The organism is Protofrankia sp. Cas4 (assembly GCF_963555915.1).
Taxonomy (GTDB): Bacteria; Actinomycetota; Actinomycetes; order Frankiales; family Frankiaceae; genus Protofrankia.
The window spans coordinates 1-22,505 of the sequence record NZ_CAUVXL010000260.1; the positions used below are offsets into that span (position 1 = coordinate 1).

Annotated in this window: 17 protein-coding genes; 10 read left to right on the forward strand and 7 right to left on the reverse strand. The window is 66.8% G+C overall.

Annotation, left to right across the window (positions count from 1 at the left end; translation table 11 throughout):
- Both U9979_RS23390 and U9979_RS23395 read left to right on the forward strand, forming a co-directional pair.
- On the forward strand, positions 1–1,549 hold a 1,549-nt coding region (locus U9979_RS23390), incomplete at its 5' end, for an Eco57I restriction-modification methylase domain-containing protein (protein ID WP_322780982.1).
- A 24-nt stretch (positions 1,550–1,573) separates the two neighbouring features.
- Positions 1,574–2,575, forward strand: a complete 1,002-nt coding sequence (locus U9979_RS23395; protein WP_322780983.1) for a glycosyltransferase family 4 protein — start codon at positions 1,574–1,576, stop codon at positions 2,573–2,575.
- 69 nt (positions 2,576–2,644) lie between these two features.
- Here the strand turns inward: U9979_RS23395 and U9979_RS23400 are convergent, their stop codons facing one another.
- The 3 genes from U9979_RS23400 to U9979_RS23410 all read right to left on the reverse strand — a co-directional run bounded on the left by U9979_RS23400 (position 2,645) and on the right by U9979_RS23410 (position 6,407).
- A complete protein-coding gene (locus tag U9979_RS23400; protein WP_322780984.1) occupies positions 2,645–4,087 on the reverse strand; it encodes a glycoside hydrolase family 130 protein in 1,443 nt (480 codons plus the stop codon).
- A gap of 131 nt (positions 4,088–4,218) precedes the next feature.
- The gene (locus tag U9979_RS23405; RefSeq protein ID WP_322780985.1) at positions 4,219–5,232 is read right to left on the reverse strand and encodes a glycosyltransferase; all 1,014 of its coding nucleotides are present in this window, start codon (positions 5,230–5,232) and stop codon (positions 4,219–4,221) included.
- Complete coding sequence (locus tag U9979_RS23410; RefSeq protein ID WP_416220291.1) at positions 5,229–6,407, reverse strand: glycosyltransferase; 1,179 nt, start codon at positions 6,405–6,407, stop codon at positions 5,229–5,231. Before U9979_RS23410 ends, U9979_RS23405 begins: the two co-directional genes overlap by 4 nt.
- Before the next feature lie 763 nt (positions 6,408–7,170).
- Between U9979_RS23410 and U9979_RS23415 the strand changes: the two genes are divergently transcribed.
- Positions 7,171–9,009: a CDGSH iron-sulfur domain-containing protein gene (locus U9979_RS23415; RefSeq protein ID WP_322780987.1), complete on the forward strand. Its 1,839-nt coding sequence runs from the start codon at positions 7,171–7,173 to the stop codon at positions 9,007–9,009.
- Between the two features lie 195 nt (positions 9,010–9,204).
- Here U9979_RS23415 and U9979_RS23420 read toward each other — a convergent pair whose 3' ends face one another.
- Positions 9,205–10,083, reverse strand: a complete 879-nt coding sequence (locus U9979_RS23420) for an alpha/beta hydrolase (RefSeq protein ID WP_322780988.1) — start codon at positions 10,081–10,083, stop codon at positions 9,205–9,207.
- A gap of 550 nt (positions 10,084–10,633) precedes the next feature.
- Here U9979_RS23420 and U9979_RS23425 point away from each other — a divergent pair.
- From U9979_RS23425 to U9979_RS23435, 3 genes are all read left to right on the forward strand, one after another.
- Positions 10,634–10,813, forward strand: coding sequence for a hypothetical protein (locus tag U9979_RS23425; RefSeq protein ID WP_322752985.1), 180 nt, complete (start codon positions 10,634–10,636; stop codon positions 10,811–10,813).
- A gap of 3 nt (positions 10,814–10,816) precedes the next feature.
- Complete coding sequence (locus U9979_RS23430; RefSeq protein ID WP_322780989.1) at positions 10,817–11,779, forward strand: M48 family metalloprotease; 963 nt, start codon at positions 10,817–10,819, stop codon at positions 11,777–11,779.
- An 86-nt stretch (positions 11,780–11,865) separates the two neighbouring features.
- Positions 11,866–12,552 (forward strand): DedA family protein, encoded by a 687-nt coding sequence (locus U9979_RS23435; RefSeq protein WP_322780990.1) that lies wholly within the window; start codon positions 11,866–11,868, stop codon positions 12,550–12,552.
- Positions 12,553–12,602: 50 nt separating this feature from the next.
- Here the strand turns inward: U9979_RS23435 and U9979_RS23440 are convergent, their stop codons facing one another.
- From U9979_RS23440 to U9979_RS23450, 3 genes are all read right to left on the reverse strand, one after another.
- Positions 12,603–13,805, reverse strand: coding sequence for a YncE family protein (locus U9979_RS23440; RefSeq protein WP_416220289.1), 1,203 nt, complete (start codon positions 13,803–13,805; stop codon positions 12,603–12,605).
- Positions 13,806–14,174: 369 nt separating this feature from the next.
- A complete protein-coding gene (locus tag U9979_RS23445) occupies positions 14,175–14,528 on the reverse strand; it encodes a YbjQ family protein (protein WP_322748091.1) in 354 nt (117 codons plus the stop codon).
- 161 nt (positions 14,529–14,689) lie between these two features.
- Positions 14,690–15,286 carry a TerD family protein gene (locus U9979_RS23450; RefSeq protein ID WP_322748092.1) on the reverse strand — a complete coding sequence of 199 codons (597 nt, stop codon included), beginning with the start codon at positions 15,284–15,286 and terminating at the stop codon, positions 14,690–14,692.
- Positions 15,287–15,742: 456 nt separating this feature from the next.
- On the opposite strand from U9979_RS23450, the gene U9979_RS23455 reads away from it, so the two are divergent.
- The 4 genes from U9979_RS23455 (at position 15,743) to U9979_RS23470 (ending at position 22,445) form a co-directional block, all read left to right on the forward strand.
- Entirely contained in the window at positions 15,743–17,896 is a 2,154-nt protein-coding gene (locus U9979_RS23455) for an MMPL family transporter (RefSeq protein ID WP_416220290.1), read from the forward strand.
- 1,292 nt (positions 17,897–19,188) lie between these two features.
- The gene (locus U9979_RS23460) at positions 19,189–20,394 is read left to right on the forward strand and encodes an efflux RND transporter periplasmic adaptor subunit (RefSeq protein ID WP_322780993.1); all 1,206 of its coding nucleotides are present in this window, start codon (positions 19,189–19,191) and stop codon (positions 20,392–20,394) included.
- A gap of 3 nt (positions 20,395–20,397) precedes the next feature.
- On the forward strand, positions 20,398–21,216 hold the full coding sequence (locus tag U9979_RS23465; RefSeq protein WP_322752977.1) for an ABC transporter ATP-binding protein: 819 nt from the start codon (positions 20,398–20,400) through the stop codon (positions 21,214–21,216).
- Positions 21,213–22,445, forward strand: a complete 1,233-nt coding sequence (locus tag U9979_RS23470; RefSeq protein WP_322780994.1) for an ABC transporter permease — start codon at positions 21,213–21,215, stop codon at positions 22,443–22,445. Before U9979_RS23465 ends, U9979_RS23470 begins: the two co-directional genes overlap by 4 nt.
- The last annotated feature ends 60 nt before the right edge of the window (positions 22,446–22,505 follow it).

Sequence of the window (22,505 nt, forward strand, 5' to 3'; positions counted from 1 at the left end):
CAAAAATGATCTTGCCGCAACGACGATAGTTGAGCCGGCATGCGGCGCAGGAGCCTTCCTTGGACCGATATCCGAGCGTCTGAGCGCGTCGTGTCGGACACATGACCGCTCCCTACTGGATGCGGTCCACGCGGTAGCGGCCTACGATTTCCTGGATCACAACGTCCAGTCGAGCCGAGATTGTGTGACGCAACACCTGCTCGCGGCTGGATGGGATCATCTTGTTGTAGAGAAGGTTGCCGCCACCTGGGTCAGGCAGGGCGACTATCTGCTACAGCGAGACGACGTCCAAAAGGCGGACTTCGTCGTGGGCAACCCGCCCTATATTCGACTTGAAGACGTTCCGAATGAGCGCATGGCCGCCTACCGGGCAACCTGCCCCGCCATGGGCGGTAGGGCGGACATCTACATCGGTTTCTACGAAGTCGGCCTGCGGAGCCTCAAACCGGGTGGTCGGCTCGGGTTCATCTGTGCCGATCGTTGGATGCGAAACCAGTACGGGCGCAGACTTCGCGAGATGGTGAACCGTCAATACAGCATGGATATCGTACTGACGATGCACGATGTGGACGCTTTTCACGAGCCGGTGTCAGCCTACCCGGCCATAACCATCATCAGGAACGCCGGCCAGGGTTCGGCCATCGCCGCCGACACCACTGGGTCCTTTGGCCCTCTTCAAGCCGACGAATTTCGCCGTTGGGTCGAGAGGCCGGATCAGATAGGAATTAGTACCGCATCCTACCACGCAGCTCGGTTGCCCCGCTGGTTCCCAGGAGGAGATTCATGGCCCGTGGGCTCCCCTGCGCGACTGGCCATGCTAGAAGAACTCGGCGATCGATTTCGACCCTTGGAGGACGAGACCACCCGTACCCGGGTGGGTATCGGTGTTGCAACCGGCGCCGACGAGGTTTTCATCACCAACAATGCGGATCGCGTCGAGGTGGAGGACGGTCGCCTCCTCCCGCTCGCCATGGTCCGAGATACCACCGGTGGCGTGCTCCATTGGAACGGCTCCTACCTGGTGAATCCGTGGGACCCGCAAGGAGGACTCGTCAACCTCGCTGATTTTCCCCGCCTTGCCGCGTACTTCGAGCGACACAGTAGCGTTTTGCATAAACGTTACGTTGCAAGGAGGCAACCCGCCCGCTGGTACAGAACTATCGACAAAGTCGATCATCGGCTTATCGCGAAGCCAAAACTACTCCTCCCGGATATGAAGTCGACCATCCATCCAGTCTTGGATCAAGGTGGTTTGTACCCTCATCACAACCTGTACTACATCGTTTCCGACGGATGGGATCTGAGAGTCCTCGGAGGACTACTACTGTCCAAGGTAGCTGAGGCTTTCGTGGCGGCCTACGCCGTGAAGATGCGCGGTGGCACCCTCCGGTTTCAGGCGCAGTACCTTCGCCGGATTCGCGTACCGGATCCGCTGGAAATCAGTGAGGCAGACGGCGTCGCCCTGGCGGATGCGTTCGACCGACGAGACGTGGCGGCGGCTACGCGGGTCGCGCTGCGCGCCTATGGGCTCACCGAACTTCCCGAGTAGGCGGATCGAGTAGGGTTTGTCCGTGTGAAGGTGGCACTGTTGGCGCCGGTGGCGTGGCGTACCCCGCCGCGGCATTACGGCCCGTGGGAGCAGATCACCAGCCTGATCGCGGAGGGTTTGGTTGAGTGCGGGGTCGATGTCACCCTCTTCGCGACGCTGGACTCGCAGACAGCCGGCGCGCTGGACGGCGTGTGCCCGCACGGGTACGCGGAGGACCCGGCGCTCGATGGTCGGGTGTGGGAGGCGCTGCACGTTGCGCACGCCCTGAGCCGTTCGGGTGAGTTCGACGTGGTGCACAACCATCTCGACTGGCTACCGCTGGCGTTCGCGGCCCACGTCCGGGCGCCGATGGTGACGACCGTCCACGGCTTTTCGGACTCGCGTATCGTCCCGGCGTACGCGCGGGCGGGGTCGGCGTACGTGTCCATCTCCGATGCCGACCGCCGTCCGGAGCTGGACTATGTCGCCACCGTCCACCACGGCATCGACATGGCGGCGCTGCCGTTCTCGGCCGTCGGCGGGGAGGACCTGGTCGTGCTCGGCCGGATCCATCCGGACAAGGGCACAGCGGTGGCCATCGACATCGCCCGCCGTGCCGGCCGGCGGCTGGTGATCTGCGGGATCGTCCAGGACGAGCGCTACTTCGCCGAGCGGGTCCAGCCCCATGTCGACGGGGACCGGGTCCGTTACCTCGGCTCGGTGGGGCCGCGTCAGCGCGCGGAGGTGCTCGGCTCGGCGGCGGCCCTGTTGCACCCGGTCGCGTTCGACGAGCCGTTCGGGCTGGCCGTGGTCGAGGCGATGGCCTGCGGGACACCCGTTGTGACCTATCCGCGGGGTGCGATGCCGGAGGTGGTCGACGAGGGCGTCACCGGGTACCTGGTCGACGGGCCGGCGGCAGCCGCGGCCGCGGTGGAGCGAGCCGCCGGCCTGGACCGCGGCGCCTGCCGTGCCACAGCGCAGCGACGGTTCTCCGCGGCACGCATGGTCGCTGACTACCTCACCGTCTACCGGCGGCTGCTCGGCTGACAGGGGCTGACAGGGGCTGACAGAGGGTGGCAGGGAGTGACGCGGGCTGACATGGGATGCGTCGGTGGCTCACGCCGCCCGCTCGCCTGGGCGGGTCATGCGGGCGAGAAGCGGCTCGACCGGGACGCTGGCTATGCCGACACGGCTGTCGCTGATTCCGTAGGGCAGCCAGAGGCGGCCGTCATGGATCAGGCCGCCGCAGGAGTAGACGACGTTGGGGACGTAGCCGTCGTTCTCGGATCGGGTTGGGGTGAGCAGCGGCTCGGGCAGCGTCGCCAGCACGGTGGTCGGGTCGTCGAGATCGAGCAGGATCGCCCCGATCGTGTACGTGCGCATCGGTCCGACGCCGTGGGTGAGCGTGAGCCAGCCTGACGGTGTCTCGATGGGTGACCCGCAGTTGCCGACCTGGAGCAGCTCGAAGGAGGCCCCGGGAGAGTGGACCGGGCGCCCCAGTTCCCACGCCTGCCCGTCGTCGGAGGTCGCAATGCTGGTGGTCTCGCCGTCGGAGCGGCACAGCGCGAGACGCCGGCCGCCGACGGGCCGGGGGAACAGTGCCATGCCCTTGTTCCGCGAGGCCGGGCCCGTGAGCGGCGATGCGGTGAAGACCCGCAGGTCGGGGCTGGTCAGCAGCCGTGGGGTGATCTGCCGGCCGTCGTAGGCGGTGTAGGTCGCCTGGTAGTCGACGGTCCCGTCCGGCGCGGCGAAGCGGACAAACCGCGCGTCCTCCATGCCGTTGGTCTCGGCGGCGACGGTCGGCCACAACACGCGCTGAGCCAGGGTGGCGGCCGGGGGAAACTCGACCCGCCGCAGCGACGCAGCGATCGAGCGGATCCCGGCCAGGATCCCCGGTGCCTGCGGCCGGCGGAGCAGGTCGGCGGGCACCCGGGTGAAGGCCCGTTCGAGGTCGTCTCCGGCGGCGTGAGTGTCGAGCCTGTCGAGGACCGCCCGCGTGACCTCGTCGTCGAGCCCATCTGCGGCGAGCACTGTGCGCAGCCGCCCGGGCTCCCAGCCTGCCGGCACGGCCAGCCCGGTGGTGAGCGGACCGGTGCGCGGTTCCAGACGTACCGTCGGGCCCGGACCGACCACGCCGACGGCGAAGCCGATCGAGGACAGGTGGCCCTCGCCGATGGCACGCAGACTCAGCACCACCCGCAGCGCTCCCGGCGGGAGTCCGGACTGGTCGGGATGCGGTACGGCAGAGGGGTTGGTGACAGCGGCACCCTCCACCGCGTACTCGGCGGTGAAGCACGCACCGAGCAGCAGCATCCGTGCCGCCGACAGCTCCGCGGGTGCCCGCACCCGCGACGCCACCACCGCGGCGTGCCGCGCCAGGATGCCCTGGTAGTCGTGGTGGCGGGGGCCGAAGAGCGCCAGCAGGTGGGCGACGAGACCTGCCACCTCGTCCTCGGCCACGGCGAGCACGCGGTCCACGATTCCGGCGGCTCGGGACTGCACCTCGCCTTCCTCCTCGCCAGGAAGGAAGAGCTTCGCGATCACCCGGCTCGGGTCCACGGACAGTTCCCCGAGCGGATGCCGCGTAACCAGGCTGGCCTCTACGCTCGGTGTCGGTTCGTTCCGTCGGTCGGTTGCTTTGCGGTCATCCCGGCCCCTCGGATGCCCACTGCGCTCCCGTTCCCCGACGCTCACGGCGCCGCCAGCAGGCGGCGGGCGTGCTGGGCCGTCGAGAGCAGTGCGAGGGTGGACTCCGCTCCCTGGTTGGTGTTACGGCCGTCGGCCTCGAGACCGTCGCAGCAGCCACCGGTGGTGGTGTCGACCAGCGGCGTGGCGCTGTCGTTGTCGCCGAGGAACCATGCCTGAGCCCGGCTCAGACCGGTCAGCCACCGGGACTGGTCGGTCAGGTCATAGGCCCGGGCGCAGGCGTCGGCGAGGGCCGCCGCCTCGATGGGCTGCTGGTCGAAGCCGGGCCGGCCACCATCCCCGGCTCGACGGCCGCCCACGGGGGTCGGCGACAGCCGCCCGGCGGAGGTCTCCAGATCGAGCAGCCATGCCAGCAGCCGAAGACCGTTGGCGAGTGCCGCCTCGTCCGGCAGGCAGACACCGGCGAGGATGAGCGCTTCGGGCACGGCCGCGTTGGCGTACCGCAGGGACGGCTCCGGCCAGGGCCACGCCGGGTCGGTACCCGGCGGACCGATCACGGTGACGGCCGCGGCGAGCAGCGCCCGGGCGGGCTCGTCGTCGGGGTATGCCAGGAGCACCTCCCCGGCACCCAGCGCAGCGAACGTCATCGCCCGCGGCCAGGGGGACCGGCGCTGCGCACTGGCCCGGAACCGGGCCAGTGCCGTGACCCGCAGGTTCAGGGTGGGTGCCCGCGCTGCCGTGGTGCCAAGCCCCCACAGTGCCCGGCCCCACCAGTCGCCGAGACCGGGCTGGTCACGCCACCGCCCGTCGGTGTCACGGCGGTTGCGTACGGTACCGTCCACAGCCTGCGCCGCGGTGACGAAGGCGAGATAGCGGTTGAGGAGGCGGATCTGCTCAAGCGGCGGATCCGGCTCGCGGGCGAGGACGACGAGCCCGCGGGCGACGTCGTCGACGCAGTACCCGTGCTCCCGGCGCGGGACCGCACCCAAGGCGTGTTCGAACAGGCCGATGTCGTCGCTGAGCCGGAACAGATGGGCGAACGAAACGACAGCGGTCACAGGGTCGCCGTCACCGCCGCCGCGGGCCGGTCGGTCATGCTGCTTCCCGTCCGGGCGCCCAGCCCGGCGGCCAACTGTCGGTAGCGGTCGGCGACCGTGGGCCACAACAGCTCGGGCGCGCGCGCGGCTGCGGCGCGGACCAGCCCCCTGGCAATGCCGTTGTCGCCGATGACGCTGCGTACCGCCGTCGCGATCGCCGCCGGATCGCGGTGCGGCACCAGCAGGCCGACGCCGTCACCGAGGAGCTCGACCGCGTGCGGGAAACGGGTGGCGACGATCGGTTTGTGCGCCGCGACTGCTTCGATGAGGACGCCGGAGGTCACCTGGTCGCGGGAGTCGTAGGGCAGCAGTATGACGTCGGCTCCGCGCACCATCTCAGCCAGCGACGCCGCGTCGAGGTAGCGGGCGTCGAACACGACCGAGCCGGACACCCCCAGCTGGCGCGCCTGCGCGGCCAAACTGTCGCGATACGCCGTTCCCTCCCGCGCGAGCACCTTGGGATGAGTCTCGCCTGCCACGAGGTAACGCGGGGCCGGGACGAGATCGGTCAGTGCGGCCATCGCGGCGATGCCCCACTCGATGCCTTTGCCCGGCCCGATCAGACCCCAGGTGAGGACCGTAGGTCGGCCGGCCCGCACCGACAGGGCCGTCCGGTTGTCGTCGGCGCCGTGCGGGATGACCGACACGGCGCGTGGGTCGACCCGGTACCCGGCGACGAGCCGGACTCGCGCCGTCTCGGTCATCACGACCACCGCGGCAGCCGCCGCGACGACCGCCTCCAGGACGTGGCGCTGGTGCCGGGTCGGGCGCACGAGCACCGTGTGCAGGACGACGATCACCGGGACGTTGAGGCCGTGGAGCACCGTGAGCACCTCGTCGCCGTCCCGGCCGCCATAGACGCCGTATTCGTGCTGCACCACCGCGACATCGAAACGGTTCAGCAGGCGCGCGGCACGTGCCGGACCGTCCCGCGTCCCGGCCACCAGCTCCCCGACCACCGCGGTCGGAGCGGTCTGCGGCGGGACGGCCGCGCCGGGACGATCGAGCAGACGCACCACCCCGCTGGACCCCCCGGCCGCCGGGCCGGCCAGCTGTTTGTGAAGAGCCGCCGTGAATGTGGCGAGCCCGCACTGGGTCGGCGGATAAGTACTAAGGAAGCCGTAACGCAGGGCCACAACGGTGCCCACCTTCCGATCGGCGCCGGCAGAGCGCCGGCGGGCACACAAGTGTCGAACCCGCCGAGATCAGCAGCCTGCCCACCGAAGCGACGAGAACGTCGAGAAAGAAAGCAACAAAAACGACGTTCCAGGCCGCAGTTCGGGCCCCGTCGTGCCAGGGGCTGGCACTCGAAATTGATGAGTGCTAACGCATGTATAGTCCTCGGCGTGCACAAAAGCAATGGGGACCCATTCGCAGTGACGTTGTCGCGGCCGCCAGAACTCACTGATTCGCCGTCGACCGCCGACCCTCGGTGACCACCGAAGAGGTCAGACCCGGATCGTCCGCCAAGGTCATCCAGGAGTCGGAGGTCTCGTCGAACGGGGTCCGGACGAGGATGGTCGCCTTGCTCGGCCCAGGGGCCCTCCCCGCGGGGCGGGCGGCCATGTCCCGTTCGGCGGGGATGCGATGATTTTCCGGCGGCTCCGGCTGGGGAGCGATTCCGATCCAGGATGCCGCGGAAATGCCCTATTGGGAATGTAGGCGTCGTGGGCCTGCCAATGTCTGGAACCTGTCGGTACAGGCTGTCATGGATTTACAGTAAAGAACCTCGCTGTCCTGATCGCGGCTCCCGGCGGAGACCTGACAACGCTATTCTTGCAATCGGTGGCGTCGCACGGCCCGGCGCTTTTTGCGGCCAGCCCGCGCTCTTGAGATGGTGAGCGCGAGCAACGTCTCGACCAGCGTCGACGGTGCCCAGGTGCCCAGGAGGAGAGGATGATGTCAGGTATCGAAGGGAAGCTGCGCTCGCTGTTGGCGGCCGTTGCCGATGTGGAGGCCGAGCTTCGGCGGGCGGTCGGCGACGAACAGTCCCAGCTGGTGAGCACCCGGCTGCGTGACAGTGTTGTCCGTCCGCTACTACAGGCGCAGCAGCATGTGGCTGTCGGTGATGGCACAGCCAAGGGTGGAGAGACGGAATCGACGGCTCACGTCGAGCCGGCCGCGCAGAGCTCCGCACGCCAGCTGACCGACCGGCTCTGGGAGCTGGCGCGGACGGCTACCGAACGTCGGGTCCAGTACCCGGACCTGCCCGAACTCGCCGAGGCCACCGCGGCGCTGCAGGACGTCGCCCTCGCTGTGGCCGATGAGGCCTCGGCGGCGACCCGGCTGGCCGATCTGCAAACCCTTCAAGCTGGGGTGGGCCCGTCTATCCAGGCCGCCGGCAACGGCCCCTACCTGGCGACCAATGTTCGTGCCCTGTATGACTGGCTGGGTCAGCCCCTGCCGGTGCGGCCCCAGCTGGCGTTGTGCCGCTGCGGCGGTTCCCAGCGCAAGCCGCTCTGTGACGGGACGCATGCCCGCATCGGCTTCACCGACGCCACGGATCCCAAGCGTGTCCCGGACCGGCGCGACACCTATGTCGGTCAGCAGGTGACCGTCCTGGACAACCGTGGCACCTGTCAGCACTCGGGCTTCTGTACCGACAGGCTCCCAACCGTTTTCCATCGTGGCGAGGGACCCTTCGTCAGTCCCAGCGGCGGCAGGATGGACGAGATCATCCGTGCCGTCCGTGACTGCCCCTCCGGCGCCCTCAGCTATGCGATGGGTGGGGGCGAGGCACGCGACGAAGCCCGCGATGAGGTTGATTACCACGGCAGGCGCGAGCCGATGGTCGAGGTGTCGAAGGACGGCCCCTATCGGGTCATCGGTGGTATCCGGCTTGTGGCCGACGATGGCGAAGACGTGCCTCGAAACGAGGGCACTTCGCGTGAACACTATGCCCTTTGTCGTTGCGGGCACTCGCAGAACAAACCGTTCTGTAGTGGCATGCACTGGTATGTCGAGTTCCATGATCCCGTTCCTGATCCCGGTCACGAGCCCACGATCTTCGAATGGGCCGGCGGCCTCCCCGCACTCACCCGGATGACACGTCTTTTCTACGAGAAGTACGTTCCCCAGGATTCGCTGCTGGCACCGCTGTTCGCCGACATGTCGCCCGACCACCCCCAGCGGGTCGCGAAATGGCTCGGGGAAGTCTTCGGCGGGCCGAAGTGCTACAGCCAGGAGTACGGTGGCTACACTCGTATGATCTCCCAGCACCTCGGCAAGGAGCTGACCGAGGAGAAGCGGGGACGATGGGTTGCGCTTCTGTTGCAGTCCGCGCGAGAATCCCAGCTCCCCAACGACGCGGAGTTCCGCTCCGCGTTCGCCGCTTATATCGAGTGGGGCTCCAGGTTGGCGGTGGAAAACTCCCAGGCCGGCGCCAGACCCCCGGCACACATGCCAATGCCGAACTGGAACTGGGACACCGCGGCCGGGGCGCCCGGGTCCCGGATATCGGCATTCGCTCCGCCGACACAGACAGAACAGCCGGAAATCACGCTGCCTGCCGTCGATGAGGCGGTGCGATTCAACGACCATGTCAAGCAGCTCTTCCGCGACCGTGACCACCAGTCGATGAGGTTTGTCTTCGATCTTTGGTCCCACGACGATGTCAGCCGGTACTCGGCCGCTATCCTCGGTCGGCTTCAGGACGGGACGATGCCCTGCGACGGCGCCTGGCCACAAGAGAAGATCGATGTCTTTCGGCGATGGATTGACGGCGGCATGCCTGAATGAACGTCTCCGACGTCAAGAGAACGATCGTTTCCGGATGCACGCCGGGGTGCCCGGGGCGGTAGCGTTCCACCCGTTTCTCCTGGAGATGCATGCTATCTCCAGGAGAAACACCGTGGTTGAACACGTGGGTTCGAACCTCGGGTCAAGGACGGCCGTCTGCGTTGCGCCGCGTAATACCGGGAATGTGGTTACCGACTACTGCTTGCGGTGACACGGCGATGCGGTGGGAGAGCAGTTCGTCGCGGCGCGCTCGATGAACTGGGCGACCTGTCCGGCGTGGCTGACAAGGGACGCGTGGCTGGACTCCAAGGTGAGCGTATGCGAGCCGGTGGGGTCGAGTCGGCCAGCCATGATTTTTTGTGCCGCAGGGTTGAGCAGCCGGTCCTCCCCGGAGATCTGGTACCAGCTCGGGACCTGCTTCCAGGCCGGAGTTCCCTGTAGCGGAGCGGTCGTTGCGGACGCGTTCAGGGGAGTCTGGGCGGCGGCGAGTATGGCGGCCTCCACCCGCGAACAGTCGGCGCAGAAGTCGTCGCGGAACCTGTTCTCCCGAATCATGAGGAACGGAGCGTTGTTCGCACCGACGTTCGGCAGATCGATCGGCACGGCGTCGGCTTGTGAGGGCAGGAGTGGAGCGAGCGTGTTGTTGATGTAGTTCAGCGTCTCACCCGTGTCGGGAGCGAATGCCGCGAGGTAGACGAGGCCGACGACGTTCGCGGCGCCCTCCGCAGCCTGGCTGATCACCGCGCCGCCATAGGAATGCGCCGCGATCAGCGTCGGACCGTGAAGCACACGAAGGTCACGTTGGACGACTGCGACATCGTCGGCAAAAGATGTGTTGGGAGTCTGGCTGGCGGTTACGTGGTAGCCGTCGCGTTGGAGTCTGGCGATGACGTTGCTCCAGCTTGATCCGTCGGCAAAAGCACCATGCACGAGGAGCACGTTCGGTTTTGTACTGAGGCCGTCGGCGGCACCGGCGGCCTCGGGCACCATGGCGAGACCACCGATGGTGAGGGCCACCGCTCCGACAAGGGTTATGGCTGTCCGACCAGGGCGTCGGGTGAGGGACACGCGCATATTGCGCTCCTTGGCATAGGAATCGGCTTTGTGAGGTTGCCCGGCGGCCAGACACGCAAGCGGATTTCGCGGCTTCGCGGTGGAACGACACAGGAAAGTATGCCTCGACCGGCAAAAAGTGCCAAGCAGGCCATCAGTCAATTCTTTCACAGCCCCCTTTTCCGTTTGTGTTCGGTCCGGGTGATGTTGATTGACCTGGCCACCGTACCTGTTTTGCAATGCATCCGCTGTTGCTGACAACAGATTGCGGCATTCGCCGCCTGCATTTTCTTGGTTTGCCCTGAGCGGAGCCGATCCGACTGTTGCGCCGCATACACGGCACTGAAATCGCGCAGGTTCGACGAATACCCGTGACGCGCCGACCAGTGCGGTTCCACCTACGGCTGCCCCGGAACTCGTCCTGGCAGACCTGCTCGGGGTACTCAGTGACGACGAGGAGGGCCGGCCGAGGCGGCGCAGGTCGGTGCGCTCGCAGGTCGGTCACGGGGTGGGTGCGTAGGCTGGCTGCCAGGGCACGGACGCTGCGTGCCCGGTCGGACCGGAAGATTTGATGAGCAGTGTGGCGGCGGTCGCGACATGCAGCGCGACGACGAACGCCGGGCAGGGCGACTGTTCGTGGCTGGAGTCCGCGATGGGAAGGTCGGATGGTGAGGGTTGCATGGTCGACCGGGCCTGGCCGGCCAAGCCGGCCAGGCCGGTCCGGTTCGCAGGTGTGAGCGGCGGGGACTAGCCGATGCGGATAAGTGTCTACCTGGCGTTGGCCGCGTCGGTCCTGCTCACGGTGGTCGCTCCGGCCGCGGGCCGCCGGCTGCCACCGGGGCGGGCCGCGGTCGTTCTGGCCGCGGCGGCGGTCACCGCCGGTTGTGGATGGGCGTGGGATCTCGCTCTGCTGGCATGGACGTTGATCGGCCAGTTGGGGGTGGTCCGGCGGTTTGGACATTGGTCCGGTCCGGTTCTGGCCGCTCATGATCCGGTGCCGCCGGTCACCGCCGGCGTCGCTGTCGTTCTGGTCTGTGTCGTAGGGGCCACGACGGCGGTTTCCGCTCTGCGCTGCGGCCGGGATGTGACCTGGCTGCTGCGTACCACACGCCGTGCCCCCGTGGTTGCCGCTGGAGGTCTAGTTGTCGTCGATGATCCGGCGCCGGCGGCACTCGCTCTGCCGGGGCGACCGGGCCGGGTGTTGGTGACCTCGTCGTTGTTGCGTGCTTTGTCCACGGCTGAGCGGCGGGTCCTGTTCGCGCACGAGCAGTCACATCTTCGGCATGCTCATTTGGGTTACCGGCTGGTGGTTCGTCTTGCTGCCGGCCTGAACCCCCTCCTGTGGCCGATGGTTGCTGATTGTGACTATATCCTGGAGCGGTGGGCGGACGAGGATGCCGCGATCGCGGTTGCTGATCGTAGTCTCGCGGCGGCGGCGCTGGCGCGTGCTGCTCTCGCCACTACGGAGAGCAGCACTGGCACGGCCAGGTCGGGCACGGCACCGTCGCCGGGCGCGGCCGGCCCAGCGATGTTGGCGTTTCACGAGCATGCGGTGACCCGTCGGGTTGCCGCGCTTCTTGGTCCACCTCCACCGTCGCGGTGGCTACCGGCCGTGGGCCCGGCTGTTCTCGGGCTGATCGCCGCGGTGTGCGCTGTTGAAGCCGGTCGCGAGATCGACCGGATGTTCGATCTCGCCCTGTACGTCTGGCATCGATGACCATGCTATCGATGACCATGCCATCGATAGCCGTACCCTTGATGGCCATACCCTTGATGACTATGGCCCCGACAATCACGGCCCCGATGAGTATGGCCCCGATCATCGTGGCGGCAACGCTCACCGCGACGCCGGGTACGACTCTGCTCCACCACCTGCTGGTCCTACCCGCACCGGCCGTCTACGCCATCGTCGGTGCCCTTGCTTTTGCCGAGGCCGCGCTCTTCGTTGGATTCGTGCTGCCCGGCGAGACCGCGGTGGTACTCGGTGGGGTGCTGGCGAGCCAGCATGTGGTCAACCTCGGCGGCATGGTCGCGGTTGTGATCGCCGCGGCTATCCTCGGTGACTCGGTCGGCTACGAGGTGGGTAGACACTTCGGCGAACGGATCCTGGCCCTGCCGTTCCTACGGCACCGCCGCCCGGCGATAGACCGTGCCCGCGCCTATCTTCGGACCCGTGGCGGGCGGGCGGTGTTCGTCGGCCGTTTCACCGCGTTCCTGCGCGCGGTCATGCCCGGCCTGGCCGGTCTGTCCCAGCTGCCCTACCGCCGATTCCTCGTCTTCAACGCGGCCGGCGGTATTGTCTGGGGAACTGGGTTCACCCTGCTGGGCTACGTCGCCGGCGCGTCCTATGCCAGCGTCGAGAAGGCGGCCGGATGGGCCTCCACCGGCTTGCTCGCCGTGTTTGCCAGCGGCCTGCTCGCCGTGCACCTCTACCGCCGCCGGCACAATGGTGTCACCGACGACCAGCCCGACGTGTCACCCCCGGGATAGAACCGGTGACGGGTCGTCGAGAAACGGGTACAACGAGCACAGCGGGCAGCTCAGCGCAGGATGCCGGTGTGACCGAGCGAGTAACGGCCCGGTTGAGGCCAGACACAGGCACCATGCGGCCCCGGACCAACCTTGATCCGTGCCATTAGGCTCCCGTCCCTGGTCGAAATCGCGTAGACCTCGCTGTTGTAGCGTCCGCTCAGCCACAACACCGACCCGTCCGCGGATACCCCACCCATATCCGGGCTTCCGCCGCCGGGGATCTGCCATTTCTGCCGGACCTGACGGGTCGCGAAGTCGACGAGGGAGATAGAGCCTTCGCCGCGGTTCGACACGTACATCACGGTCGCGTCCCGACTCGGGTACAACCCGTGTGCGCCCTGGCCGGTCGGCAGAAAACCGATTTTCTGGAACCGTATCGGGTCGACGAGGTGAAGACCGTTCGACATCATGTCCGCGACGTAGAGTACCTCACCTCGGGGATCAAGCTTGATATCCTGTGGCATGCCGCCGACGGTCAGGTAGCCTACGACCGAGAGCGTCCGCAGGTCGACTTTGACCAGCTTGCCGGAAAATTCGCAGGTGGCAACCAGGAACGAGTTGTCTGCGGCGAAGTCGATGTGGTCGACGCCGGCACAGTCGACCGGTAGACGCATCCGCGGCTGCCAGGTGTGCGGGTCGTAGAAGTCCAGCCGTCGAAGCGCTTCGGCGACGACAATCGCATACCTGCCGTCCGGGGTGAAGTACATGTTGTACGGGTCCGCGACCGCAATATTTGGTCCTTTGACCGTTCCGGTGGCTGGGTCGATCGGGGTGAGGCTGTTCCCCAGGTCGTTGGTCACGTACAATGTCGACAGGTCCCAGGACGGTACGACATGCTGTGGATTACGGCCGACCACAAAACTATTGGTCACCTTGAAGGTCGCCGGGTCGATGACGTCGACGGTGTTGCTGTCGCTGTTCGGGACATAGATCAGCGGTTTCGCGCCCCGAACGGCTGAGCTGAGCTGATTTGCCCCGTCAAAGGCATACACATTCGCCCCCGTCGGGGCGCTGGTTCCCCCGGTCGGCGCTGTCTGCGGTGCTGGGCCGTCCGCCGCCGTTCCCGGAGCCTTCGTCGGTGTCGACGCTGGTGGTCCGGCCGGTGTGCTTCCCTCGCTACAGGCGGCAACAACGGCAATCCACAACAAGGCAATAATTGCCAGGCGCAATGCGCGCGGCACTCGGGCCTCGTCATATGTCTGCACAGGCATGCTCCGATTTGGGACGAGATCCGCGGCACCGGGTGTCGTGGCGTCCGTGCGAGTGATACCCGGCGACCCGTCCACCACACGTCCCGTCATCTCAGTCCGGCTCGGTCAGGTATTCGGTCAGGTCGGCAGCGCGACCCACCCCCGGTACCGCATGTACATGGGCCAACGGATGTGTGATCATGATTCCTCCCGCACGCCCGGAGGTCCCGAGCAGCCTAACGGCCTGATCGGGGGCGCCACGATCGAGGGGCTCACCACCGACGGGCCCCGCCACCGACGGGTGCCAAGGATCAGGTCCGATACTGCCCCCAGCTCGGTCGAGGGTGCTCTCGTGGCAGCCCAGCGCCTGTCCGATCTGAATACATGGTGTCAGTTTGGTCGTACGACTGCGGCGGTACCATAGGCGACGATCTCCGCCAGGCCGTTGCCGACATCGGAGGAGTCGAAGCGGACGCCGAGAACGGCGTTGCCACCCAGTTCACGCGTATGTGCGACCAGCCGCTCCAGCGCGGTGCGGCGTGCCGCGTCCACGACCTCGGTGTACTGCGGTACTTCGCCGGCGCGAAGCGCCCGTAACCCGCCGGAGATGCCCTTGATCGCACCGACGCTGCGGACGATCAGGCCCCAGCACAGGCCCAGGGTCCGCTCGACGGTAAAGCCGGGAAGATCGAATGTGGTGGAGATCGGCAGATCGATGATCGAATCTTGCGAGGGTTGCGTCATGCGGACATCTTGGCATCCTGAACGGTTTCAGAGCGCCCGACACTAGGGCGTGGATCAAGGAGTGGGGCTGGGGTGCGTAGATCGCGAGGCGGGGGAGGGATGCGGCCCGATCGGCCTACCGTGACCGATCCGCGCCCTACCCGCCGCTGCGGGCCAGCCGGTCAGACGTCGAGGCCGTATTCGCGCGCGATGCCTGTCAGACCGGTGACCCGGCCTTCGCCGAGTGCGTGGAACGTCCAGCCGGCGCCGTCACGGACGACTTCTCCGAACAGCATCGCGGTCTCGGTGGCAGCCTGGGTCGTCAGGTCATAGCGGGCGACCTGGGTGCCACTGTCCGTCTCGAGGACGCGGATGTAGGCGTTGCGGACATTGCCGAAGTTCTGTTGCCGGTCTTCGGCGTGGTAGATGCTCACGGGGAAGACGATCCGGGTGATACTGCGGGACAGCCGGTCGAGACGGATGTCGATCTGCTCGTCGTCGGTGCTTTCGCCGGATCCGTCGCCGTCAGCCTCGCCGGTCAGGTTGTCGCCCCGGTGGACGATTTCACTCAGTGGGCTTGACAGGTTGTTGAAGTACACGAAGAAGTCCCGTGACGGTGCCCGGCCGTCCGCGGTCAGTGCGATAGCGCTGGCGTCCAGATCGAACTCGGTCGATCCGGTGAGATCCGGATCCCAACCCAGACCGACCGTGATGTGGGTGAGCCCGGTTCCCTTCGAAAGCAGGGCAACCCCGGCGCCACTGCGTCCCCCGATGTCCACAGATTCCTCACCCTCCAGCGGTGTCCGCCGTCCCTGTGGTAACAGAATCACTATGTGCATAGTGCGCGGTCACGAGGCTGTCCGGAATGTGACATGCGTCCCACGGCTGATGTTCCGGGTGTGTCAGGGGCCCAGCGCACCTCGCTCCGCCCGCTGTCGTCACGCGTGGGGGCCGGGGGTGACCGGGGCGAGATCCGTTGGCGCACCCTCGGCCTGGGCCGCCGCTGCGACCATCCAGCGGGCTTGATCCATTTTCCTCGATGGCGGCGAGGTCGGCGTTGTGTCAGGGTGAGGGTGACGCGGCAGAGCGCTGTCGGGTGATGTGGAAAAGCCGCTCGTGCGGTGCGAACATGATGTATTCGATCAGCACTGCGGGGCCGCGGTGCTGTTTTTCCAGCGCCAGAGGCGGATATCAACAATTCGGACGGCCTGTCGTCGCGCCCAACGCCTGGAGGAATGGTGTTCGACAGACTCGGCGGGGCCGTCGTCGCCCATCCGTGGCGTATCATAGTGGCGTGGGTCGCGGTTGCCGCCTTCATCATAATTCCGTCGCCGAGTCTGACCAGGTTCACATCCAACAACAACTCGTCGTTTCTGCCCGGCTCCTACCAGTCCGTCCAGGCGGAGAACGTGGCTCAGGAGAACTTTCCTGCGGTGGCCGGCGCAAGCGGGCTCATCGTGGTGAATCGCACCGACAGCGGCGTGCTCACCACGTCCGACCAGCAGAAGATCTCGGCACTTGCCGCGTCCCTCAGCGGGGCTCATATCCCTGCGGTGACCTCGGTCACGACCTCGGCGTCCCACCTTTCCGGGGACGGGAAGGTCCAACTCGTCCAGGTCGTCTTCGCCGGCCAGCCCGGCGACCAGGGCCCGAACGCGGCCGTCCCCGACGTGCGGGATCGTACAACGGACTTCCTCGCCGGATCGGGGCTACAGGGTGGCCTCACCGGCAATGCAGCGATCAGTGTCGACAGTACGAATGCTTTTCAGAATGCCGAGAAAATCATCACCGTCGCAACCGTGGTTCTGATTCTCCTACTGCTCGGATTCGTGTTCCGCAGCCCGATTATCGCGGTTCTACCGATAGCGATCATCGGTATCGTCCATCAGATGGCGGAGGCCGTCACCGCGGACCTGGCGGATTGGCTCGGCTTCGTGGTAGGGCCCGAGCTCGCACCGTTGTTGTTGGTGGTGATGTTCGGAGTCGGTACGGACTACATCGTTTTCCTCCTGTTCCGTCATCGGGAGCGTGTTTCCAGGGGTGACGGCGCGCTCGCCAGCCTCCGCTATTCGGTGGTCCGGGTCGGTGAGGTCATCACATCGGCGGCGGCCACCGTGATGGCCGCGTTCGCCGCACTACTGGTCGCCAGTCTGGAGTCGCTCCGAACGCTGGCACCCGGCCTCATCGTGGGGGTCGCGCTGATGCTGTTGGCAGCACTGACCCTGGTGCCGGCCATCATGAGCATCCTCGGGCTTCACCTGTTCTGGCCCGCGTATCCGAAGCCGGCGGATGAGGGACACCGCACCCGTTCAGAGCGGATCGGCGGGCGGGTGGCCAGGCATCCGGCTGTGGTCCTCGGAGTCAGTGGTGGGGCGCTCATTGCGCTGGCGTTCGGGACGCTCGGCTACAAAACCACCTACAACCAGCTGGCTGAGCTGCCGTCCGACACGCCCTCCCAGCAGGCGTACGACACCATGGCGGCGGCATTTCCAGCTGGGTATCTTGGACCAACCCAGGTCTTTGTGACCTCGCCGGCGCCGCCGGCCCATACCGAGGTGAACGCCCTTTCAGCAGCGCTGGCAAGGACCACCGGCGTCGCGACCGTCGTGCCGCCCCAGTACACCCCGAACGGCGGGGCTGCGATGATTCAGGTGCTCCTGACGGACGATCCGTACTCGATCTCCGCCATCGACAACGTGGCGGGTCCGGTCCGGACCACGGCGAACGGGTCGATCCCCGGCGCGACGGTGCTGGTGGGCGGGACGACGTCACAGCTGGTCGATGTCCGTGCCGCGCTGCGTAACGACATGAAGCATGTCTTTCCACTGGCGCTGGTAGCGGTAGCGATCATTCTCGCTCTTCTGCTCCGGACGATCGTGGCCCCGATCTATCTCCTTGCCGGCGTCATCATCACCTATGCGGCGACGCTCGGGACCATTGTGCTCGTCTTCCTGGACGGGTTCGGTTTCACTGGGCTCGACTTCACGATACCGATCATCGTCTACCTGTTTGTGATGGCGATCGGAACTGATTACAATATATTGATTGCATCGCGCCTGCGGGAAGAATTCAATGCAGGTGAAGAACCCAGGAGCGCAGCCCGCCTCGCCATCGAGCACGGGGCACCCGCCGTGTCGGCCGCCGCTCTCGTCCTGGCCGGCACATTCGCCTCGTTGCTCCTGACCGGGATTCAGCTGCTGGAGGAAATCGGTTTGGCCGTCGCCCTGGGCGTGCTGTTGGCCGCAAACGTCCTAGCCACCAGAATCGTGCCCACTCTGGCAGCACTGCGAGGATGGCACTTCTGGTGGCCACACAAGCTACACACACGTACAGCCACGGCCAGGGATGATCCTTTGTCAGCGAAGGAACTGTCCGGCGGGAAACGCTAGTGCGCTGGGCGGCAGCTGGCTCCATCGGGCAGCAGCCGACGTCCCGGAGCCGTCGTGATGATGTTGATCGGTATCCTCTCCGTGCCCGAAAAGTACGCCTTGATCGCCTCGTATGTCAAGTACGTCCCCGTGTAGCACATTTATCGTCACATCCGCCCGATGTCGGATCCGGTTGCGGGCCCGATCGGTGTGGGCGTCGCACCCGATCACCTTCGGACAAAGGTGCCTCTCCGCGCCGGGTCTGGTAGGGTTCGTAGAGTACTCGGCGGTGACGCAGGGTTGCGCCCGTACGAGCTTACCCGTAGAAGCTTACATTGGGTCGAAGTTGGGCTAGGCTGGGAGTCACGCTAGCGCAGAGCTGCGCGAGTGCAGAGTCGTCGTCGAAGGTGACGGGCGCAGGCCCGTGCCGGGCGGTTACGGATAGAAAACTAGAAGTCTCTGTCCTGCTGGCAGGTTGTTCTTGGCGTTCTCGCTGCGGAGATGGCTGCGCGAGTGGTGCCTGTACGCCGGGCGCTCTTAAAGCCGTTCCACTTTTGACCGGCATGAGATTCGGATGAGATGGAGTACGCCTATGGCATCACGGTCGCTTTTTTCGTCACCACAGCCCGCTATCGAGTCCAGGACGTGGCAGCGTCCAGCGGGAGCTGGTCTGCCGCTGTTTCAGGAGCCGGTGTACCCGCCGGGGACGTTCGGGCCCGGCGGCGGACCGGACGGCCATGAACCGCATGGCAATGCATCGGACGGTGACACACCATACGTTGACGCACCGTACGTTGACGCACCGTACGTTGACGCACCCCACAGCCAGGCGCCGCCCGTGCTCACGACTTCTGTGGACGCGGCTCCGCATTCGCGTGTAGTGGGAAAGGGCCCGGGGAAGCGCCCGACGGCTTCGCGAACGGCTCATAGCGGCCGAACAGCTCGCACCCGCCGATCGTGACGGTGGACCGTGCGGTCGTGGCGCCGCACGACGCGTGAGCGCGGTGACGCGAAGCCGGCGGGGTTCGGGTGCCTGCGGGGTGGTCCCCCGATAGGGCTGCCGGGCGCGCGACATCCGTGCCGAAAGCGCTACCAAGCGAAACGCATACCAAACTGACTCCCAATGGCGTGTGCGGATCCGCCCACGATGGACAGCGGAAAGCCGTTGGTCAGGAGTTCCACCGGATTTTCTCAGCAAATACCAAGACTCCTCCGCGAAGCTGAGGGACAGTGATCGAGATCGGCGCCAAGTCGTGCCCATCCCGACACGCGTAGGCGGGTCGCCTCACCCGCCGGGGCTTTCGGAGGAGTGGATGCACGTACGGCGCGCGCGCCCGCAGATCGGACGCAAAACGCTTGCCTTGGGGGCGGTGGTTGCCGTCGTCATCGTCGCAGGTTCGATTGCGGTCGGTGTGGCTGTCTGGCCGTCGGCCACCGCTAGTAGTCCACGTCAGGTGGCGGCTAGCCTCGGGACGATCCGACAGGCGGTTTCGGCTACCGGTGTCATCCAGGCCGCCCACGAGGCGGACCTGACCTTTGGCGTATCAGGTAAGGTCACCGCAGTTTCGGTCACGGTCGGTCAGCAGGTTACGGCGGGGCAGGCGCTAGCCACCGTCGACTCGGCCGCCCTGGCGGCATCGGTCGCGCAGGCCCAGGCCAGTGTGGCCACCAGTCAGTCCCGCCTGTCCGCGGACCAGGCCGCCGGGGCGTCGGACGCCCAGCTGAACGCGGACAACCAGACCATCACGGCCGCACAGGACGGGCTGGGCGCGGCGCAACGGTCGCTGGCACAGGCGATCCTGACATCGCCGATCGCCGGTACTGTCGCGGCCGTCAACCTGACGGTCGGCCAACAGGTCTCCGGTGGTGGCACTACCGCGTCCGGCGGCGGAAGCGGCGGGGGCGGCGGGTCGACGTCGGGCTCGGCCTCGACCACATCGACGTCGGCGTCGTCCGCTCAGGTAGTGGTGGTCGGTTCCGATGGTTACAAGATCACCACAACTGTCGACGACACTCAGATCGGCCAGATCAAGAGCGGTAACCAGTCGGTCATCACGCCGAACGGCGCCACCACCACGGTATTCGGGACGGTGGCCACGGTCGGACTGCTACCGACCCAGAGCTCGGGGGTGGCGACCTACCCGGTCATCATTGACGTCACCGGGACCCCGGCCGGGTTGCACCTCGGAGCGAGCGCCCAGGTGCAGATCATCGTCCGGCAGCTGACCGACGTCCTGACCGTACCGACCGCGGCGCTGCACTACACCGGATCCCAGGCACAGGTGTACGAGCTGACCGGGAGCAAGCAGACGCCCCGGGCGGTCACCGTGGGCGTGAGCTCAGGCGGAGTCACACAGATCACCGACGGGCTGGGCGCCGGGGACATGGTGGTGCTACCGGACTCGGCTCCGACGGGACGGGTGCGCGGCGGGACGGGGACTCCGACCGGCGGCACCGGTGGTGGCTTTGGCGGTGGCGGCTTCGGCGGCGGCGGCGCACGCGGTGGCGGGGTGGGCTGAGCCATGGCCCGGACCGAGTCGCCTGTGAGCCAGCAGCCCGCCGGACGCCAGCCTGTCATCCAACTGGATGGTGTTCGCAAGACCTACCGCACCGGCGCTCTCGATGTTGAGGCGTTACGGGGTGTGAACCTGCGCATCTCCGAAGGTGAATTCATTGCAATCATGGGTCCGTCGGGGTCGGGAAAGTCGACCTTGATGCACATCCTCGGGTGCCTCGACGTGCCCACCGCCGGCAGCTACCACCTTGCCGGCGAGGACGTCAGTCGGATGTCCGAGGATGATCTTGCCGAGATCCGTAACCGGCGGATCGGCTTCGTCTTTCAGCAGTTCAACCTGCTTCCGTCGCTGTCGGCATGGCGCAACGTGGAACTGCCGTTGTGCTATGCCGGGACGGGTCGGGCGGAGCGCCGCGACCGGGCGATCGACGCGTTGGCGAAGGTCGGTCTGGTGGACAGGACGACCCACCGTCCCAACGAGCTGTCCGGCGGGCAGCAGCAACGGGTCGCCATCGCCCGTGCGCTGGTCACCGACCCGGCGCTGATCCTTGCCGACGAACCGACCGGCAACCTCGACAGTGTGTCCACGGGGGATGTGCTCAGTCTGCTGAGCGACCTGCACGCCGCCGGTCGCACGATCGTGCTCATCACCCACGAACCCGACGTCGCCGCTACCGCCGGCCGGGTGGTACGGATCCGCGACGGTGACATCCAGGATGACACGGGGCCGGGACCCCGAGCGACGACCGGACCCCGAGCGGACACCGGGTTCGGGAGCGGGGACAGCGCCGGTTCGACCCCGCTCGCCTGGGAGGTGCGCAGGTGAGCTGGGCGGAGACACTGCGAATCGGCCTGGATGCGGTGCGTACGCACCGTTCGCGTTCGGCCCTGACCGTGCTCGGCATCCTCATCGGCATTGCCGCCGTCATCCTCACCGTCGGACTCGGTGAGGGTGCCCAGGGTCAGGTCCGTGACCAGATCAACTCTTTGGGCAGCAACCTGCTCGTCGTCTCGCCGGGTAGCACCACCAGCAGTACCGGCGTCCGCGGCGGCTTCGGTTCGGCCTCGACGCTGACCGTGCAGGACGCCGAGGCCCTCGCATCCAAGGACGTCGCCCCGGACATCGCCGCGGTCGCGCCGGCCAGCCAGCGCAGTCTGTCGCTGACGGCCGGGACGTCGAACTGGACCACCACTGTCGTCGGAACGACACCTGACTGGTTGTCGGTCCGGGCGCGCAAGATCGACGCCGGTCGGTTCATCACCAGCCAGGACGTGACCAGCCACGCCGCGGTCGTCGTGCTCGCGGCCACCACGGCCGAGCAGCTGTTCGGTGGCCGCAGCCCGATCGGCGCGACCGTAACGGTGTCCACGGTTCCAATGCAGGTGGTGGGTACTCTCACCGCCGTTGGGTCCTCCGCCACGGCCAACGAGGACGATCAGGCCGTGCTCCCGATCAGCACTGCGGCCAACCGTCTGTTCGGGGGTACGACGCGTACCTCCGTGCAGAGCATCTATCTGGAGGCGTCGTCGTCGAAGACGCTGTCCGCCGCCTACCAGGAAGCAAGTAGCGAACTGCTCGCCCTGCACCACATCGCCACGCCCACCGGCGCCGACTTCACCATAGCCAGCCAGCAGTCCATCCTGTCCGCCGCCACCTCGGTGGACCGCACCCTCACCGTGCTGCTAGGCGGTATCGCCGCGATCTCGCTGCTCGTCGGCGGCATCGGCGTCATGAACATCATGCTCGTTTCCGTCACGGAACGCATTCGGGAGATCGGCCTGCGCAAGGCGCTCGGGGCGCCACCTCGGGTGATCAGACGTCAGTTCCTGGTGGAGGCGTCTGTCCTCGGTCTGACCGGCGGCCTGGCCGGTGCCGCGCTCGGGTTGGTGGGGGCCGCGGTGCTCCCACACGTGATCTCCCAACGCATCGACATATCACTTCCGGCAATCTTTGGCGCGATCATCGTCGCGGTGGGGATCGGAGTCGGGTTCGGTGTCTACCCCGCCAGCCGAGCCGCCCGGCTGGCCCCCATCGACGCGCTGCGCAGCGAATGATGATCCTTCGGTCTCCGGCCCAGCCCTGCATCCAGGGCCACGATCAGGAAAACGAGCCCA